This is a genomic window from Bradyrhizobium sp. HKCCYLS3013 (assembly GCF_051167615.1).
GTDB lineage: Bacteria > Pseudomonadota > Alphaproteobacteria > Rhizobiales > Xanthobacteraceae > Bradyrhizobium.
Map to the genome: position 1 here is coordinate 316,055 of NZ_JBNPTK010000003.1, position 17,055 is coordinate 333,109.

At 67.0% G+C, this 17,055-nt stretch carries 16 protein-coding genes; 5 read left to right on the top strand and 11 right to left on the bottom strand.

The genetic code is table 11. The features are described 5' to 3' along the window. Window positions 1-103: 103 nt before the first annotated feature. The 3 genes from ACQR1F_RS08225 to mgtE form a co-directional block, all read right to left on the bottom strand. Complete coding sequence (locus tag ACQR1F_RS08225) at window positions 104-922, bottom strand: aldo/keto reductase (protein WP_316181804.1); 819 nt, start codon at window positions 920-922, stop codon at window positions 104-106. 76 nt (window positions 923-998) lie between these two features. Further along, window positions 999-1,274 carry a helix-turn-helix domain-containing protein gene (locus tag ACQR1F_RS08230; RefSeq protein ID WP_315718360.1) on the bottom strand — a complete coding sequence of 92 codons (276 nt, stop codon included), beginning with the start codon at window positions 1,272-1,274 and terminating at the stop codon, window positions 999-1,001. Window positions 1,275-1,355: 81 nt separating this feature from the next. Further along, entirely contained in the window at window positions 1,356-2,774 is a 1,419-nt protein-coding gene (gene mgtE / locus ACQR1F_RS08235; protein WP_434899373.1) for a magnesium transporter, read from the bottom strand. A gap of 109 nt (window positions 2,775-2,883) precedes the next feature. On the opposite strand from mgtE, the gene ACQR1F_RS08240 reads away from it, so the two are divergent. Together ACQR1F_RS08240 and ACQR1F_RS08245 are read left to right on the top strand one after the other, a co-directional pair. After that, a complete protein-coding gene (locus tag ACQR1F_RS08240) occupies window positions 2,884-3,720 on the top strand; it encodes a polysaccharide deacetylase family protein (RefSeq protein ID WP_434912792.1) in 837 nt (278 codons plus the stop codon). A 240-nt stretch (window positions 3,721-3,960) separates the two neighbouring features. Then, complete coding sequence (locus ACQR1F_RS08245) at window positions 3,961-5,154, top strand: polysaccharide deacetylase family protein (protein ID WP_434912793.1); 1,194 nt, start codon at window positions 3,961-3,963, stop codon at window positions 5,152-5,154. A gap of 57 nt (window positions 5,155-5,211) precedes the next feature. On the opposite strand, the gene ACQR1F_RS08250 is transcribed toward ACQR1F_RS08245, so the two are convergent. From ACQR1F_RS08250 to ACQR1F_RS08265, 4 genes are all read right to left on the bottom strand, one after another. Further along, window positions 5,212-5,586: a hypothetical protein gene (locus ACQR1F_RS08250; protein WP_315804151.1), complete on the bottom strand. Its 375-nt coding sequence runs from the start codon at window positions 5,584-5,586 to the stop codon at window positions 5,212-5,214. A gap of 222 nt (window positions 5,587-5,808) precedes the next feature. After that, window positions 5,809-7,047: an NAD(P)/FAD-dependent oxidoreductase gene (locus ACQR1F_RS08255; protein WP_315804152.1), complete on the bottom strand. Its 1,239-nt coding sequence runs from the start codon at window positions 7,045-7,047 to the stop codon at window positions 5,809-5,811. A 16-nt stretch (window positions 7,048-7,063) separates the two neighbouring features. Further along, on the bottom strand, window positions 7,064-7,414 hold the full coding sequence (locus tag ACQR1F_RS08260; RefSeq protein WP_315804153.1) for a RidA family protein: 351 nt from the start codon (window positions 7,412-7,414) through the stop codon (window positions 7,064-7,066). A 39-nt stretch (window positions 7,415-7,453) separates the two neighbouring features. After that, on the bottom strand, window positions 7,454-8,950 hold the full coding sequence (locus tag ACQR1F_RS08265) for an amidase (protein WP_434912794.1): 1,497 nt from the start codon (window positions 8,948-8,950) through the stop codon (window positions 7,454-7,456). 207 nt (window positions 8,951-9,157) lie between these two features. Here ACQR1F_RS08265 and ACQR1F_RS08270 point away from each other — a divergent pair, with 207 nt between their 5' ends. From ACQR1F_RS08270 to ACQR1F_RS08280, 3 genes are all read left to right on the top strand, one after another. Beyond that, a complete protein-coding gene (locus tag ACQR1F_RS08270) occupies window positions 9,158-9,823 on the top strand; it encodes a helix-turn-helix domain-containing protein (protein WP_315804155.1) in 666 nt (221 codons plus the stop codon). Window positions 9,824-9,914: 91 nt separating this feature from the next. Further along, the gene (locus ACQR1F_RS08275; protein ID WP_316181794.1) at window positions 9,915-10,268 is read left to right on the top strand and encodes a hypothetical protein; all 354 of its coding nucleotides are present in this window, start codon (window positions 9,915-9,917) and stop codon (window positions 10,266-10,268) included. A 1-nt stretch (window position 10,269) separates the two neighbouring features. Next, the gene (locus ACQR1F_RS08280; protein ID WP_315804157.1) at window positions 10,270-10,842 is read left to right on the top strand and encodes a type II toxin-antitoxin system VapC family toxin; all 573 of its coding nucleotides are present in this window, start codon (window positions 10,270-10,272) and stop codon (window positions 10,840-10,842) included. Between the two features lie 281 nt (window positions 10,843-11,123). Here ACQR1F_RS08280 and ACQR1F_RS08285 read toward each other — a convergent pair whose 3' ends face one another. The 4 genes from ACQR1F_RS08285 to ACQR1F_RS08300 form a co-directional block, all read right to left on the bottom strand. Beyond that, window positions 11,124-11,336, bottom strand: a complete 213-nt coding sequence (locus ACQR1F_RS08285) for a hypothetical protein (protein ID WP_315804158.1) — start codon at window positions 11,334-11,336, stop codon at window positions 11,124-11,126. Between the two features lie 655 nt (window positions 11,337-11,991). Further along, window positions 11,992-14,580, bottom strand: coding sequence for an ATP-binding protein (locus ACQR1F_RS08290; RefSeq protein ID WP_434912795.1), 2,589 nt, complete (start codon window positions 14,578-14,580; stop codon window positions 11,992-11,994). Between the two features lie 213 nt (window positions 14,581-14,793). Further along, the gene (locus ACQR1F_RS08295; protein WP_434912796.1) at window positions 14,794-16,302 is read right to left on the bottom strand and encodes a glycerol-3-phosphate dehydrogenase; all 1,509 of its coding nucleotides are present in this window, start codon (window positions 16,300-16,302) and stop codon (window positions 14,794-14,796) included. Continuing rightward, complete coding sequence (locus ACQR1F_RS08300) at window positions 16,299-17,045, bottom strand: class II aldolase/adducin family protein (protein ID WP_434912797.1); 747 nt, start codon at window positions 17,043-17,045, stop codon at window positions 16,299-16,301. Before ACQR1F_RS08300 ends, ACQR1F_RS08295 begins: the two co-directional genes overlap by 4 nt. Window positions 17,046-17,055: the final 10 nt, after the last annotated feature.

The window sequence follows — 17,055 nt, forward strand, 5'->3', positions numbered from 1 at the left end:
CATCGCTCCGATCATCGGCAGGGAATGCGGCAGCCGCCGTCGTGCGGCCCGCCGGCCGCGCCCTGTCATGTCAGGCTTTAGCATAAATGCGCGGGCGCCGCCCTCAATCCCATTTCGGCGCAAAGGCGAAGTTGGTCATCCGCCCCTCGGGACTGCCCATCGCGAAGATGTCGGCCATGTCCTGCTCGGACAGCTCGAAATCGAACACGTCGAGGTTCTCGGACAGCCGTTCGATCTTGGAGGTGCGCGGGATCGCCACGACGCTCTGCTGCACCAGCCAGCGCAGGCAGATCTGCGCCGGGCTCTTGCCATGGGCGCGGCCGATCCGCGTCAAGGTCGGATCGTTCTTGATCTTGCCCTTGGCGATCGGGCTGTAGGCGACGAGCGCGACGCCATGGCGCGCGCAGGCCTCGCGGACCTTGGTCTGATCGAGATAGGGATGATACTCGACCTGGTTGCACACCAGCGGCTCCGGCGACGCCGCCACCGCCTCGTCGAGCAGACCGACCGTGAAATTGGACACGCCGATATGGCGTGCGAGCCCGAGCGTCTTGGCATGCGCCAGCGCGCCGAGCGTCTCGGTCAGCGGCACGTGCGGATTGGGCCAGTGCAGCAGCAACAGGTCGACCTCGGAGACGCGCAGGCGGACCAGGCTCTCCTTGGCCGAGCGCTCGAGATCGTGCGGCGCGAAATGCGTGGTCCACACCTTGGTGGTCAGGAACACCTCGTTGCGCCGGACGCGGGACGCACGCAGGCCCTCGCCGACCTCTTGCTCGTTCTCATAGACTTGCGCGGTGTCGATGTGCCGGTAGCCGAGGGTGAGCGCCTGCTCGACGATGCGGCTGCAGGCGCGCCCGCGCAGCTCCCAGGTTCCGAGACCCAAAGCGGGAATCCTGGCACCGTTGGCCTCGATCATCAGCATGGCCGTGCACTCCAGAGCGCGTGCAACATTATGTAGGCACACGCCGGGCGTTGCCAACGCACGACCCGTGGTTGGCTTAAGTCTTGGCTAAGGCGGCAAACACCGTCTCGGGCGCATGCGCGATGACGGTGAGCAGCGCGCGCGCCGGGCCGCGCGGCATGCGCTTGCCCTGCTCCCAATTGCGGATGGTCTCGACGGGCACACCGAGCTTGGCGGCGAATTCCTGCTGGGTCAGATGCACCCGCCGCCTGAGATCGCGCACTTCGAGCGGAGCCGCGGGCGCCAGCGGAATCTCCTCGCCGTCGCGCAGCTCCACGATCCGTCCATCTGCCTTCAGCCGCAAGCGTTGCATCGTCCGACTCCGTGTCGAGCGACAGTCTCGCCGAACCGCGTTAAGGCCGGATTAACGATATAAGTCGTTCAGGCGCAGGGGTTATTTCAGGCCGAACCAGAGCGTGGCGATGCCGAGAAACGAGAAGAAGCCGACCACGTCGGTCACCGTCGTGACGAAGGTTCCGGAGGCCACCGCGGGGTCGGCGCGGACCCGTTCGAGCACCATCGGGATCAGGATGCCGCCGAGCGCACCCGCGACGAGGTTCGAGATCATCGCAAGCCCGATCACGATGCCGAGCCCGGGCGTCTTGAACCACGCCACGGCCGCGATGCCGGTGACGAGCGCGAAGGCCAGGCCATTGACGAGCCCGACCAGCCCCTCGCGCATCACCACCCGCATCGCATTGTTCGGCCCGAGTTCGCGCGTCGCCAGCGCGCGCACTGCGACCGTCATGGTCTGGGTCGCGGCGTTGCCGCCCTGGCTGGCGACGATCGGCGCCAGCACGGCGAGCGCGACCATCTGCTGCAACTGGCCCTCGAACAGGCCGAGCACCGAGGACGCCAGAAACGCGGTGGCAAGATTGATCAGCAGCCAGTTGAAGCGGCCCTTGGCGATGGTCCAGACGCTGTCGGACAGCTCCTCGTCGCCGGACACGCCGCCGAGCGCCTTGAAATCCTCGTCGGCCTCCTCCTCGATGACGTCGACCACGTCGTCGATGGTGATGACGCCGGCCAGCCGGTTCTCGGCATCGACCACGGGGGCTGCGACCAGATTGTACTTGCCGAACAGCCGCGCCACCTCGGCGAGATCGTCGGTGACGGTGACGCGACGGCGGTCCTCGTCGATCAGATCGGCCAGCGGAACCGGACGGCGGGCGCGCAGCAGCGCATCGAGCGACACCGCGCCCTGCCAATGCCGTGCGTCGTCGACCGCATAGATCTCGTAGAACCGCTCGGGCAGATCCCGCGTCTCGCGCATGTAATCGATGGCTTCGCCGACCGTCCAGCCCAAGGGAACCGCGATGAACTCGCGCTGCATGCGGCGGCCGGCCGAGCCTTCGGGATAGTCGAGGCTGCGCGCGAGCGCGTCGCGCTCGGACGGCGGCAGCCGTTCGAGGATCTCCTCCTTGTCCTCCTCGTCGAGGCTTTCCAACAGCTCGACGGCGTCGTCGGATTCGAGCTCGCGCACGCCCTCCGCGACGGTCTCGGGCTCGAGCTCCTCGAGGATCTCCTCGCGGACCGCGTCGTCGACCTCGTTCAGCGCGGAGAAGTCGAAATCGGTGCCGGTCAGCTCGACCAGCCGGACACGGTCGTCCGGCGCGAGCGCCGCGATCAGGTCGCCGAGATCGGCCTCGTGCAGCTCGGCGACCTCGGCGCGCAGGAACGCCTCGTCCTCGGCGGCGATAGCCGCCGCGATGGCCGCGATGAATTCGGCGCGAATCTCGCCGGATTCGGTGCGCATCGGCGCGCGATCGCGTAGAGTTGCATCAGCATGGGCAACGTCCGATGTCTCGTTCATGACGTGCCTCACGCGCTTGATTTCAGAGCAAATGGTCTGATTTGTGCTTCACGCATTACATAATCGGCAACAGCGAGCGCAACGGGAAAAGATGCGGCCTTGGCGATCGATGACGGGATGGGTAAACGCGGCCGGCGTCGTGGCGGCGCTGCTTGCGGCTGACGTCGCCGCGGCCGCGCCTGCCGCATGCCCGCGCGAAGGTACGCTCGGCACGTCGCGCATTCTCACCGTCGACGCCGCGACACATCCGCGCGTCGGCCTGAAGAGCTTCCCGGACACGCTGCCGCTGCATGACGGCGAGGTGGTGCTGACCTTCGACGACGGCCCGTCGCCGCCGATGACCGACAAGGTGCTCGCCGCGCTCGCCAGGGAATGCGTGCGCGCGACCTTCTTCCTGGTCGGCCAGCCCGCGTCGGGCCGCGCCGCGCTGGTGCGGAAGATCGCGGCCGAAGGCCACACCGTCGGTCATCACACCTTCACGCATGCGCATCTCGCGCACATCACGCCGGAACAGGCCGTCGCTGAGATCGATCGCGGCATCGCCGCCGACGAGAAGGCGCTCAACGGCGTCGAGACGACTACGCCGTCGACGCCATTCTTTCGCTTCCCCTATTTCGAATCGACACCGGCGACGCTCGACCTGCTGCAGTCACGCGGCATCGTCGTGTTCGGCGCCGACTTCTGGGCCGGCGACTGGAACCCGCTGTCGCCGCAGCAGACTCTCCATCGGCTGACCAGCCGGCTGAACCAGGCGCGCAAAGGCATCATCCTGCTGCACGACCCGCAGCCGCGCACGGTGGCCATGCTGCCGGCGTTCCTGCGCTACCTGAAGACACACGGCTATCGCGTGGTCCATGTGGTGCCGAAGCCGCCGGAGGATTTGCATCACGAGGAGCGTAGCGAACGCCCTTCAGCCGCGCCGACGCTGCCGCACGAAGGTGGTTAATCCGCCGTTCAGGACCGCCGTCTACGCTCGACTGCCGTGATTGCGGCGATTTCTGCCGCTTGCAATCCGGCAACAGCCGCGGGCAAACCGGAACCCGGAACGATGTCATCTCGCGACAGCCGCACATCCCTGCTATGTCTTGGCGGTCGCTTGCCCGTTCCGCGCGGCTGCGACACATCATCGATCGTGGAAGACCCTGGCCGAAGGAGCCGGGACGGTGAAGGGAATGTGAGCAGCGTGATGCGTGATCGTCGGTGGGCTTGCGTCGGACGGCCAACATGGCTCGCAGTGCTGTTGGGCACCGTCGCCTGCATCGCCTCCAGTGTCGGATCGTCGGCCGCACCGGTGGCCGATTGTCCCGGGCATCCGAACGCGCTCGGCACGTCACGCGTCCTGGTGGTCGATCCGCGCGAGCATCCGCGCATCGGCGCGATGCAGTACAAGGAGACGCTGCCGCTCAAGGATCACGAGGTCGTCATCACCTTCGATGACGGCCCGCTGCCCAAGTACAGCAATCAGGTGCTGCAGATCCTCGCCGATCAATGCGTCAAGGCGACGTTCTTCACCATCGGCCGCCAGGCCAAGGCCGACCCCGAAGGCGTGAGGAAGCTTGCGGCCGCCGGCCACACCATCGGCACCCACAGCCAGAACCATCCGCTGAGCTTCAACAAGATGACGCTCGACCAGGTCAAGCCCGAGGTCGACCAGGGCATCGCCTGGACGACAGCGGCGCTGACCGATCCGTCGGCGCTGTCGCCGTTCTTCCGCGTGCCCGGCCTGCTGCGCGGCGACGCCGTGGAGAGCTACGCCGCCTCGCTCGGCCTGCAGGTCTGGAGCGCCGACTTCCTTGCCGACGACTGGCGCAACATCTCCGGCGCCAAGGTCTACGAGCTCGCGATGAAGCGGCTGGAGGCGCGCGGCAAGGGCATCCTGCTGCTGCACGACATCCACGCGCGCACCGTGACGGCGCTGCCGAAGATCCTCGCCGAGCTCAAGGCCAAGAACTACCGCGTCGTCCACGTCGTGGCGGCGACGCCGGACCTTCCGGCGACGCCGACCGAGCCCGAGGATTGGCTGGTGCACCGCCCGTCGGACGAGACCCCGGTGGCGCATTGGCCGAGGATCGCGCCCGTCGATCTCGCTGGCGCCGATACGAGGGCCCGCGCCAGGCTGGATGATTTCGGCATTCTCGACGTGCCGGCGGCCGTCGGACGTGTCGCGCAGAAGCCGGCATGGCCGCGTCCGCCGCTCGCGCGGCGGCTTGCGGCGCCGGCCTTGGCAGCGCCGGCGTCCGATCTGTTCGCATGGCCGCCTGTCGCGCCGCTGTCGGCGCAGCGGCGCCAGCTGGCCCGGCTCGAAAGCCCGGCCCCGAAGGCTGTGGCCGCCAAGCCGGCGCCGCGCCCGGTGCGCCTCGCCAGCCTCAGGCGGCGCTGAACATTCGCAGATGTTGCAGGTGAGGACGCTAAGACGATTCGCCCGCGCCGCGCGCGATCAGTTCGAGACCAGCTTGCTGACGCAGAGGATGACGGCGGCCGCCAGGAAGAACAGGTCCATGTAGGACTTCTTCTCGCCGTCCTTGCGCAGCGATCCGACGTCGGACACCACCTGCCTGCTGACCACCTGCCCGACCGGCCCGTCGCCGAGCATGCCGGCCAGACGGCGAACGTCCGACTCCATCTTCTCGATCCGTCCGAAGAAGTGGAAGGTGCGCACCACCGTGACGGCGCGCATGCCGGCATAGATCAGCACCACCAGCGCCAGCACGGCGCGGTTCTGGTACTTCTCGACGTAGTTCAGGCTGAGATAGACGGCCGCGAGAAATACGAAATTCGAGACGAAGCGGTACACGAGGCCCGTGAAGTTCATCTGCTCCCCCACATGATGTTCGGATCACTGGCCGACGACAGAACTCACGAAACGCGTTTCGCCCCCGCGTCCTGGTCCAACCGGCGTCACCCTAGGAGAGCGGGCTTGCGAATTCGTGAAGTGGAGATTTTGCAGCGCCAGAACAGGCCCGCTTGGTAAACAAGGGACTGCCCGGCGGGCGCCGCTGCAGCCTGCAATTGCAGGGCTGCAGCGGCTCCCGCACTATGCGCCGAACCGGGCCGGCGCGCAGGCGGCGACGTCGACGCTCGGCGCCTCGCCGCTCATCAGCTCGGCGAGGATGCGGCCGGTCGCAGGCCCCAGCGTGAAGCCCTGGTGGCCGTGGCCGAAATGCAGCCACAGGCCCTTGTGACGCGCCGCCTGGCCGACCACCGGCAGCATGTCGGGCATGCACGGCCGCGTGCCGATCCACGGCTCGGGCTCGACCGGCTTGCCGAGATCGATGAGCTGGCGCGCGGCAGCCTCGGCCTTGCCGAGCTGAACCGGGGTCGATTTCGCATTCGGCGATGACAGCTCGGCGCCGGTCGTGATGCGCACGCCGAGCGCCATCGGGTTCATCAGATAGCCGCGCGCCGCATCGCGCAGCGGCAGATCGAGCGGCGCGCCGCCGGTGTAGTGACGGTGATAGCCGCGCTTGCGCACCATCGGGATGTCGTAGCCGAACCGCGTCAGGAACTCCGGCGACCACGGCCCGAGCGCGACCACCACGGCCTCGGCCTCGATGCGTCCCTCCGCGGTGGTGACGGCCCAGCCGCTGCCCGCCTGCGCGAGCGTGGTCGCGTCGCCACGCAGCAGCTTGCCGCCACGACGCGTGAACAGCTCGGCATAGGAGGCGACGAGGCTGCCGGGATCGGACACGGTCCACGGCTCCTGCCAGTGCAGGCCGCCGATGCCGCTGTCGATCAGCCCGGGCTCGGCCTGCTTGAGCTGCTGCGCGCTCAAGAGCTTGAACTTGACGCCGAACGCCTTGCCGACCGCCTCGGCCTCCCTGGCCTCCTTGTCGAACTGCGCCTGCGTCCGGTGCAGCACGCGGAAGCCGTCGCGGCGCACGAGGTTGCCGGCGCCGGCCGCGAGGATCAGCGGCTCGTGCTCGGGCGCGGCGCGCGCGATCAGTTGCGCATAGGTGCGCGTCAGCACCTCGTGGCGCGCGGGGAACGAATTCCACCAATATTGCAGCAGCGGCCGGACGTGATAGGGCAGCGCCGCGAGGCTGTAATGCACGTCGTTGGTGCGCGCCAGCGCGATGTCGAGCACGCCGGCGAGATCATAGGGCATCGCGTAGGGCCTGACGGCCTCGCTCTGGATGATGCCGGCATTGCCATAGCTGGTCTCGCGGCCCGGCTCCCTGCGGTCGACCAGCGCCACTGACCAGCCGCGGCTCTGCAGATGCAGCGCCGTGCCGACGCCAACCATGCCGCCACCGAGAACGATCGCGCTTCGCATCGTCATCACTCCTACCTCAGGTCCGCGCCGCCGCGACGACGGTGACCTCGATCTTCACATCCGCGATCATCTGCGCCTGCACCGTGGTACGGACCGGCAGCGGATCCTTGAAGTGCCTGCGATAGGCTTCGTTGTAGGCGGCGAAATCCGCCTTGTCGGCGAGGTGCACCATGCAGGACACGATGTCGTCGAGCGTCAGGCCTTCGCCGGCCAGCGTTTCCGCGATGTGCTTGAAGACGAGGTCGGTCTGCGCCGCGATCCCTTCGGGAATGCTGCCGTCATCGGCGACCGGCACTTCGCCGGACAGGAACACCAGGCCGCCGGCGCGGCGCACCAGCGAGAACGGCCATGAGGGGGCGTCGGACATCGTTAGTCGCTCCAGGATGTAGTGATCATGAGGGCCGCCTCAATCCCACGCCATGAAGCCCGGCGTCTGCGCCAGCGGCGGCAGCGACGCGAGCCTTGCGAGATCCGGCCGCGGACGGCGAAGCTCGGCGTCATCGGCAAAGGCGGCTTCCAGCGCCGCGGCCACGCCGAGCACCAGCGCATCGCCGCCGCGCGGGCCGACGATCTGCAGGCCGAACGGCAGGCCGTTGTCGTCGAGGCCGAGCGGCAGGCTGAGCGCGGGATGCCCGGCCAGGGTCACCGCATAGGCGAGCGCCAGCCAGTGGAAGTAGGACCGCGTCGGCACGCCGTCGATCTCGGCCGGATAGAGCTCTGCCCAGGGCCGCGGGCTCAAGGTGATGGTCGGGCTGATCAGCACGTCGTGGCTGGCGAAGAAGCTCTGATAGGCGCGATAGATCCGGGTCTGGTTGGCGCTCGCGCGCGAGAAATCCTCGAGGCTGTAGCCGAGCCCCTCCTCGACATTGGCGCGCACGTTCGGCCCGAGCATGTCGGGCCTTTCGCGAAAATTCCTGCCGTGCTGGGTGAGGAACAGCGAGGCGCGCAGCACCGCAAAGGTCTCGTCGGCCCCGCTGCAATCCGGCGCGCCCTCGTGCGTCTCGGCAAACAGCGGCGCGATGCGCGACACGCGCGCACGGAAGGCGCGGCGGATCAGTTGTTCGGTCGGCGCGAAGCCGAAATCCTCGGTGAAGGCGAGCCTGAGCTTGTTCAGTTCCACCGCTGGCGGCACCGCCCAGCGCGCTGGCGCGCCGCGCACGGCCTCGCCGGGCAAGGTGTAGGCGAGCGGATCGCGCGCATCGTCGCTTGCCATCACCGACAGCATCAGCGCGGTGTCGGCGACGTCGCGCGCCATCGGCCCGTCGGTCGACAGGCACGACCAGCCATGGGCGCGCTTCTCGCTGGCGACGAGGCCGTAGGACGGCCGCATCCCAACAATGCCAGAGAAGCCGGCCGGATTGCGCAAGGACCCGCCGGTGTCGGAGCCGGAGGCCAGCGGGGCCATGCCGCAGGCGAGCGCGACCGCCGAACCGCCGGAGGAGCCGGCGGCCGAGCGCGTGGGATCGAACGGGTTTCCGGTGGCGCCGAACACGGGATTGCGGGTGTTGCCGCCCGCCGCCCATTCCGGCGTGTTGGTCTTGCCGAAGATGATCGCGCCGGCCGCGCGCAGCCGGCCCACCGAGGCCTGGTCGACGGCCGGGACATTATCGGCCAGGATCGGGCTGCCATAGGTCGAGCGCATCCCGGCGGTGTCCTGGGTGTCCTTGATCAGCACCGGCAGGCCGTGCAGCGGCCCCCTGTCCTCGCCCCTGACGATCTCGGCCTCGGCGCGCTTGGCGGCCGCCCGGGCGCCAGATTCATCCAGGGTCACCACCGCGTTGACCGCCGAGTTCACCGCCGCGATCCGTTCCAGACACGAGTCGAGCAGCGCAACCGGGGAGATCGCCTTTGTTTTCAGCAGCTTGACCAGCTCGACGGCGGTCTTGTCGCAAATCGATTGCACAGGGCTTCTCTTTTCCGTTTCGGAAAACTATTTAGCATATAAGAAATCGAATGCACGACCTGAAAACGCATTGTTCCACCGCTGTCCACGCATGACCTTCGGACGTCGGAGCACACAATTGAATTTCCTGCGCTTTGGGGCGAGATTGCCCGAACTGCCCCGGCCATCGGCGCGCCTGATCCGCTAACGGATTTTCCGGAGATCGCTTTGACAGACACTGCCATCAGCGTTTCAGCCGAAGGCCCGCACTCCCAGCTCGGCCAGTGCCTGAAGGCGGCCCGGCAGGCGCGCGGCCTGACCCTGAAGCAGGTCGCGGAGAAAACGGGGATGGCGCTGTCGACCTTGTCCAAGGTCGAGAACGGCCTGATGTCGCTGACCTATGACAAGCTGCTGCAGCTCACCTCGGGCCTGCAGATGGACATCGCCGAGCTGTTCAGCCCTGCTTCGCCGCGCCCCGAGCCGGGCCGCCCGGTGACCGCCCGCCGCAGCGTCAGCCGCGCCGGCCAGGGCCAGATCGTCAACACCCGATTCTACACCTACACCTATCAGTGCACCGACCTGATCGGAAAGCGCATGGTGCCGATGATCGCCGAGGTGCGCGCCCGCACGCTCGAGGAGTTCGGCCCCCTGCTCCGCCACAGCGGCGAGGAGTACTTCCTCGTCACCCGCGGCACCATCGCCGTGCACACCGAGTTCTACGCGCCGGAGATCCTGCACGAGGGCGACGGCATGTATCTCGACAGCACCATGGGCCACGCCTACCTCAACGCGGGCGAAGCGGCGTCGGCGCAGGGCGTGTGCCTGTGTACGAGCGAGCAGTCGGATCTGTTCGAGCAACTGCACAGGATCGCTAAGAAAGATGCGGTGGAGTGAGGGCGGAGCGGTCTGCTGCTCCGTTGATATCCGTGTGGTGAAGTGCTACGTTGAACAACAGCAGCTTTTGTCTAACATGATCGAAGCGTCCATGACCAAATCCCCCGCAGGCAAATCACCAACCCGCCGAGATAAGGGCGCGGCAGGCAGCAGTTCGCGGATTCACCGCGAAGCGGCAACTGGCCAGTTCGCCGGGAGCGAGACGCGGTTCGAGGCGGTGATGCGGGCAGCCGAGCGGTCGGGTCTGCTGAAAGACAAACAAGGTCGTATCGGCGGCCGGGTGAGTTCTGCACTTGTCCGCCAAGCGAAGCGGCAAACGGGCATCGAGACGGATACGGACTTGATCGAATTTGCCCTCGCAACGGTCGCGCTTGAGGACAACTTCGCAGATGTGTTCAAACGGTCGCGTGGTACGGCGGATCCGAAGCTGAAGCTCGGTTTTTGACGTGGCGGCGTTCGATTTCGATGCCGCACGACGATGGGCGCGGTTCGACCCGTGGAAAACGCTGCCCCGAAGAAGTGATGACCAACTACCATTTGTTGACGCGACCCTGATCGCTGGACAGGGGCTTTTGCTCGACACCTGCGTCTACATCGACCAGATGCAGGATCGATCACCTCCGATTCTCGACGATCTGATCGCACATCGGCAAGTGAATCACTCAACAGTTGCGATTCAGGAGTTGATGCACACGGTCGGCGTATTGAACCCCTCTGATCCGCGCACAGCCCCGGTCATCGATGTGATCGGAAAGCACATCAAAGCGATGCCACCCCATCGCACCTTTGCACCTGATGGCGACACGCTCGGGCGCGCAGCACTCCTTTCGGGTATCCTTTGCCGTCTTCAGAGTTACGAACGAGACGGTAAGCTGCGCGCACTTCAGGACAGTGTGCTGTTTCTTCAGGCCCAGAAGCTCGGTTTGGTCGTCCTTACCGCGAACGTCGCGGATTACGACCTTCTGCTGCAACTCGTCCCCGCGGGTCGAGCGCTGCTTTACAGACGGCGTGAACCATAGTGGAGGCCTTCAGGACATCGCGCCAGTAGCCGGCCTTCATGGCTGAAAGGTTGCGCACGACCAGCGGCAGAGCTTCCGCGCCAGGCGGGCGCAGACTGGATGACCAGTTGATGACCTGGCCAGGCGCGATCAGCAGAGCAACAAAGAGTGCGACCTGCGCCGCGATGAGCAGGACAAGCATGAGACACTGGGCGCGTGTCAGCGGCGCCGCAAACAATGCGGTGATCACGGTCGCTCCTTTCGCGAGTGAATGGTTCAGGTGATGGGCACGAGTGCCGCCCTCACCGCATCATCGAGGGGCGTATGCGACTCGCGCCGAGCAGGCTGGCCAGCCTGCCATTGTCCAGCGCGAGGCTCTGCTTCCACAGCCAGCGCATTTCGATCGCCTCGCGCATGAAGCGCACGAACGGCGCCGCGAACCAGAGCGTGATCCACGGGAACGGCTTCACCGGCAGGTCGGGACGGCCGACGACGCGGCGGACGGCGTCGATCATCTCGCGGCCGGTCGCATCGTAATTAGACGGAAGTCCGGCTGGCTTCGCGGTGGGGGTCGCCTGCGCCGAAATTCTCTTTTCATCCGCCGGCTCAATTATATCACCACTGTCCAGTCCCCGCGCGAAAAATATTCCTCTTTCGCTTTATCGGAAATCATGATTGTATCTCCCCATCCCGCCTCGGCACGAGGGGCGTATCGCGATCGTCACGGCACGCGGGGTGGGATGCGGTGGGCGCAGCGGCTCGCAGCGTGACGAAGGTCATGCGGACGAACGAAGCCGTTGCGCCGGCGAAATCGTAGGGTCCTGGCCTCCCGGTGCTGAGGCCAAGCGCGCGACAACGCGTTCGCGTTGCGCGGGCGACGGGGGCAAGACAGCCGGTCCCCGGGGAGAGGACGTATAAGCCGTCAAAACCATCGCGCGGGGAATGCCGGGATGCCTCGGCTGAACCTGTGGTTCCTGCCGCCTGCATTCTTGTTCGCAGGCGGGCCATGGGTGCGGCCAGCACCCGGCATTCCCCGCGCCCTCGGCTTTCGAGGGCGAAACGACCGGCACAGCTCGGACGCATCGCGCGCCGCGAGGCGGAGACGACTTGCCCGGACGGCGCCGACGATCGGACGAATGATGGATCGCTCCCCGCATGATCGCCGCGGGCTCAGATCGCCTTCCGGCCGGCCAGGGCCGACACGATCGCTTCCGACAATTGGCCGAGCCGGAACGGCTTGGCGAGCAGCGCGGTCGTCGCCCGGAGTTCCTCCGGCACCAGCGAGGGATCGGCGAAGCCGGACATGAAGACGATCGGCAGCTCCGGCCATCTGCGGCGCACCTCGCGCGCGAGGTCGATGCCGGTCATGGCGTCCGGCAGCAGAATGTCGGTCAGCAGCAACGCGAACGGATCCGGCCGCTCCAGCGCGGCGATCGCGGCCGTCGCATGGGTGACGACAACCGGGCCGTAGCCCATCGAGGTCAGCATGGTCGATGCCATCGCGCCGACCAGCGGATTGTCCTCGACCACGAGGATCCGTTCGCCGGTCTGCGGCCGCGCCAGCCGCGCCGCACCGGCGCGCGCGCGACCGCCGACGCCCGGCCCCGCGCTCGGCAGATACAGCGTGACGCAGGTGCCCTCCGCCACCCGGCTGTCGATCAGCACCGTGCCGCCCGATTGCCGCGCAAAGCCATAGACCATGCTGAGGCCGAGGCCGCTGCCCTTGCCGAACTCCTTGGTGGTGAAGAACGGCTCGAAGGCGCGGCGCGCGATCTCGGGCGGCATGCCGGCTCCCATGTCCGACACCGCGATCGTCACGTAGTCGCCGGGCATGATGCGCTCGTCGCCGTCGTCGAGCGGCTGGTCGAGCACGGCATTCGTCGTCGTGATCGTCAGGCGCCCGCCGCCGTCCATTGCATCCCGCGCATTGAGCGCCAGATTGAGCAGCGCGTTCTGCAATTGCGTCGGGTCGATCAGGCAGTGCCACAGCATCGGGTCCTGCGCCAATGCGATCTCGATGTTCTCGCCGAGCGTCCGCTGCAGGATGGTCGTCATCCCGCTGACGAGCTGGTTCACGTCGGTGACCTGCGGCTGCAGCGCCTGCTTGCGGGCGAAGGCGAGCAGGCGGCGGTTGAGGTCGGCGACCCGCTCCGCCGCCTCGATCGCCCGCTCGACCATGCTGCGGCGGGAGCTCTCGCCGGGCGGGAGCGCGTCGAGCAACAGATCGAGATTGCCGAGCGTCGCCGCCAGCATGTTGTTGGAGTCGTGCGCGATGCCGCCCGCCAACTGGCCGATGGCCTCCATCTTCTGCGCCTGCCGCAGCTCGTCCTCGATGCGCTTGCGCTCGGTGATGTCGACCGACAGCACGAAATAGCCGCGCACCGTGCCGTCCTGGCTGCGATCCGGCACCCGGATGGTCTCGCACCAGCGTTCGCGGCCGTCGGGAAACGCGATCTTCTCCTCGCCGCCCGCGGTCCGGCCGGCCAGCGCGGCCTCGATCTTCGGCCTCACCTCGCCGCGCCGGGCCGGATCGATGTAGTCGTCGATCCGGCGGCTGCGGCCGATCCCGCTGGGCGGCTGCGCATACCATTCGCGCGCGACGCGGTTGGCATAGCGGATGTCACCATCGGCGCCGACCTGGACGATCAGCGCGGGCACGTTCTCCGTCACCAGCAGATGCTGCTCGAAATTGTCGCGCAGCGCCTGCTCGGACGCCGCGCGCAGCCGCCATTGCCGCGCCAGGACGAGGCCGAACCCCGCGATCAGCAGATTGAGCCCGGCGGCGATGGCGCTGTAGTACAGCGCATTGTTCTTCCAGCCGGCCAGATATTCGATCGGGTCGCGCGCCACGGTCACCACCAACGGCAGGCCGGCGACGCGGCGATAGCTGATGCTCCGCGACGTTCCGTCCGTCATGCCGCTGCCCTCGAAGCTGCCGTGAGGGGCCTGCGGGAGATAGAGACTGAACAGCCGATTGGACCGGACGTTGCGGCCGGCGAAATCGTCGGCATGCGGCGTGCGCAGCAGGATCGTGCCGTCGTCGCGATAGAGCGTCACCGTTCCGCGCTGCCCGACGTTCAGCGACAGGAAGAACTGCCGCAGATTCTCGTAGTCGACAGCCACGACGATCACGCCGGCAAATCGTCCGTCCGGCATCATCAAGGCGCGGCTGACCGCGATGAACCGACCCCTGTTCACGCGCGAGGCCACCGGCACGTCGATGAACAGACCGCTGCCGGGGTCATCGCGCTGGACCTTGTAATAGGCCCGATCGGCGAAATTGTTCTCGCGGCCGGGAACTCCGTTGCCGGCGCTGTCGCCGAGCAGATTGCCGTCCGCATCCAGCACGACGATGCCGCCCGCGGCGGGGTACGGCACCACCCTGCGCTTCAACTCGTTGATCAGGGCCGGATTGCCGGCGGTGAGCAGCGATGGGTCCTGCTTGAGACTGTCGATCGTCGTGTTCAAGAGCACGTCGACGCCCTGGATGTTGCGCAGCATGTATTCTTCGAGCGCGCGGGCGAGATCGCCGTTGGCGGCCTCGGTCGTCCGATAGGTCTCCCGATAGTTGACGGAAAGCATGTGCGCCACGAAGGCATCACACAGCAGCGCCAGCACGAGGCCACTCAGCACGATGATCCAGGGAGTCCAGCGCCGGTCCATCCAGGAGCCGGACGCGAACCTCGTCCAGGCGTCGACGATGCCTGCCTGCCGCGGACCGCGCCGATGGTCGGCTCTCGCTTTGATCTGGTCCGGCATGGCGTCGCATTCAGGAGGTCGTCGGGCGGTTTGATTGTGAATCGATCGGCGCGTCAAGCATCGGCGAAGGTCCGGATTGTGCCGAATTCCGCGTCTCCAGGCGCGTCGCGATCCATATCGCGGGCGCTCGATAGCACGGTTTGCCAGGGCGTGTCATCGGCACCCGCCAGGGGCTGCGGCGGTCGCGGAGGGGCTCGACGCGTCAAGACACGATCAAAGCTGGAGCTCGAACGCCTCGCGCTCGGCGCGGCTCAGATGCAGGCCATGCTTGGTACGCCGGTCCAGGATGTCGGCGGCCGTGACGGCCCACTCCTGCTCGCGCAGGAAAACGAGCTCGCGCTCATAGAAGGAGGCACCGAAATGGCGGCCGAGATCGCCGACGTTGCGGGACGCTCCGAGCAGGTCGCGCGCACGGGTGCCGTAGAGCCGCGCATAATGTGCTACCACATCGCGCGGCAATCCCGGATACGCGCCGGCGAGATCGGCAAGGAACCGATCGAACGGCGCGCCGAGATCGCCGCCCGGAAGCCGCGCGCCCGCCGTCCATGCCGGCGCCATCTGCGGAAACCACGGCGCGAGGCGTTCCATCGCCTGCTCGGCGAGCCGGCGAAACGTCGTGATCTTGCCGCCGAAGATCGACAGCAGCGGCGGCTGCCCGGGTGCACCGTGCACCTCGAACACGTAGTCGCGCGTCACTGCCGACGGATTGTCGGCGTTGTCATCGTAGAGCGGCCGCACCCCGGAGAAGGCGTGAATGATATCACCCTTGCCCGGCGCGGCCCGGAAATAGCGATCGAGCACCGCGAGCAGATAGTCGATCTCAGCACCATCGACAGCGACGTCGTCTGCGCGGCCATCATGCACGATGTCGGTGGTCCCAATCAGCGCCAGATCGGTCTCATAGGGATTGACGAAGATGACGCGGCGGTCGGTGTTCTGCAGCAGATAGGCCTGCGATCCGCTCCAGAATTTTGGCACCACGAGATGGCTGCCTTTGACAAGCCGCACATTGTGCGCGGAGTTGAGCCCGGCGACACCCTGCACCACGTCCTGCACCCAGGGACCTGCGGCATTCACCAGTGCCTTCGCGCGGACGATCTGCACCTCGCCATTCTCGGAGCGCATCTCCAGCCGCCAGGAATCGCCCTCGCGCCGCGCGCTCACGGCGCGGGTGCGCGGCAGGATGATGGCTCCCTTGTGCGCGGCATCGACGAGATTGAGGATCACCAGCCGGGCATCGTCGACCCAGCAGTCCGAATATTCGAAGCCGCGCCGGAATTCGGGGCGCAGCGGCGCGCCCTCCGGCTCATGCGCGAGGTCGACGTTACGGCTCGCCGGCAGCTGCTTGCGACCGCCGAGATGGTCATAGAGGAACAGCCCGGTGCGCACCAGCCAGGCGGGACGCTGCTCCGGCGAGTGCGGCAGCACGAAGCGCATCGGCCAGATGATGTGAGGCGCCGAGGCCAGCAGCACCTCGCGCTCGATCAGCGCCTCGCGCACCAGGCGGAACTCATAGTACTCAAGATAGCGCAAGCCGCCATGGATCAGCTTGCCCGAACGCGACGAGGTGCCTTGGGCGAAATCGTCCTTCTCGCACAGCAGCACCTTCAGGCCGCGGCCGGCGGCATCACGGGCGATACCAGCGCCATTGATGCCGCCGCCGATCACGGCGAGGTCCAACAGACCGTGATCGGATCCGCTGCGTGAGACCGTCGCATTCATCGTTTGCTGCTGCGCTTCTTCTCTGGCTTGCTGCGCGCGGCGGCGCGCGCCTTCGTCGCAGTCTTGGCCGGCTTCGCCGCTTTCGCCTTGGGCTCCTGCAGGCCATAGGTGGAAAAGCCCTGCGCGGTCTCGGCGATCTCCGCGTCGCCGAGGATGTGCGGCTGGCCTAGCGCGAGCGACAGATAGTACTGCTTCGCGATGGTCTCGAGCTCGACCGCAAGCCACATCGCCTTGTCGAGATTGGCGCCGACCGCGATCATGCCGTGATTGGCCAGCAGGCAGCCGTTGCGGCCTTCCAGCGCCTCCAGCGCAAGCTCGGACAATTCGGCCGTGCCGAACCGCGCATAGCCGGCGCAGCGAATGTCGGTGCCGCCGAACGCCGCCATCATGTAGTGGCAGGCCGGGATCGGCTTGCGCGCGATGGCGAGCACTGTGGCGTAGGTCGAATGGGTGTGCACGACGCCGCCGACATCCGGACGGCCGCGCATGATGTCGAGATGAAAGCGCCATTCCGTCGAGGGCTTCAACGGGCCATCCCAGGAACCGTAGTCACCCTCGAGCGGCATCGCCGCGATCATCTCCGGCTTCATCGAATCATAAGGCGTCGCCGAGGGCGTGATCAGCATGCGGTCCTTGTAGCGGGCCGAGATGTTGCCCGAAGTGCCCTGGTTCAGCCCCGACGCATTCATCCATCGGCATTTGGCGATGATGTTCTCGCGGATCAGCCGTTCCTCGCGATTCATGTCGAAAACC

Coding starts and splice junctions, on each gene's coding strand:
- ACQR1F_RS08225 (WP_316181804.1), bottom strand. CDS start 922: ATGCTGATGATCGAGGCCAACGGTGCCAGGATTCCCGCTTTGGGTCTC.
- ACQR1F_RS08230 (WP_315718360.1), bottom strand. CDS start 1,274: ATGCAACGCTTGCGGCTGAAGGCAGATGGACGGATCGTGGAGCTGCGC.
- mgtE (WP_434899373.1), bottom strand. CDS start 2,774: ATGAACGAGACATCGGACGTTGCCCATGCTGATGCAACTCTACGCGAT.
- ACQR1F_RS08240 (WP_434912792.1), top strand. CDS start 2,884: ATGACGGGATGGGTAAACGCGGCCGGCGTCGTGGCGGCGCTGCTTGCG.
- ACQR1F_RS08245 (WP_434912793.1), top strand. CDS start 3,961: ATGCGTGATCGTCGGTGGGCTTGCGTCGGACGGCCAACATGGCTCGCA.
- ACQR1F_RS08250 (WP_315804151.1), bottom strand. CDS start 5,586: ATGAACTTCACGGGCCTCGTGTACCGCTTCGTCTCGAATTTCGTATTT.
- ACQR1F_RS08255 (WP_315804152.1), bottom strand. CDS start 7,047: ATGCGAAGCGCGATCGTTCTCGGTGGCGGCATGGTTGGCGTCGGCACG.
- ACQR1F_RS08260 (WP_315804153.1), bottom strand. CDS start 7,414: ATGTCCGACGCCCCCTCATGGCCGTTCTCGCTGGTGCGCCGCGCCGGC.
- ACQR1F_RS08275 (WP_316181794.1), top strand. CDS start 9,915: ATGACCAAATCCCCCGCAGGCAAATCACCAACCCGCCGAGATAAGGGC.
- ACQR1F_RS08285 (WP_315804158.1), bottom strand. CDS start 11,336: ATGATCGACGCCGTCCGCCGCGTCGTCGGCCGTCCCGACCTGCCGGTG.
- ACQR1F_RS08290 (WP_434912795.1), bottom strand. CDS start 14,580: ATGCCGGACCAGATCAAAGCGAGAGCCGACCATCGGCGCGGTCCGCGG.
- ACQR1F_RS08295 (WP_434912796.1), bottom strand. CDS start 16,302: ATGAATGCGACGGTCTCACGCAGCGGATCCGATCACGGTCTGTTGGAC.
- ACQR1F_RS08300 (WP_434912797.1), bottom strand. CDS start 17,045: ATGAATCGCGAGGAACGGCTGATCCGCGAGAACATCATCGCCAAATGC.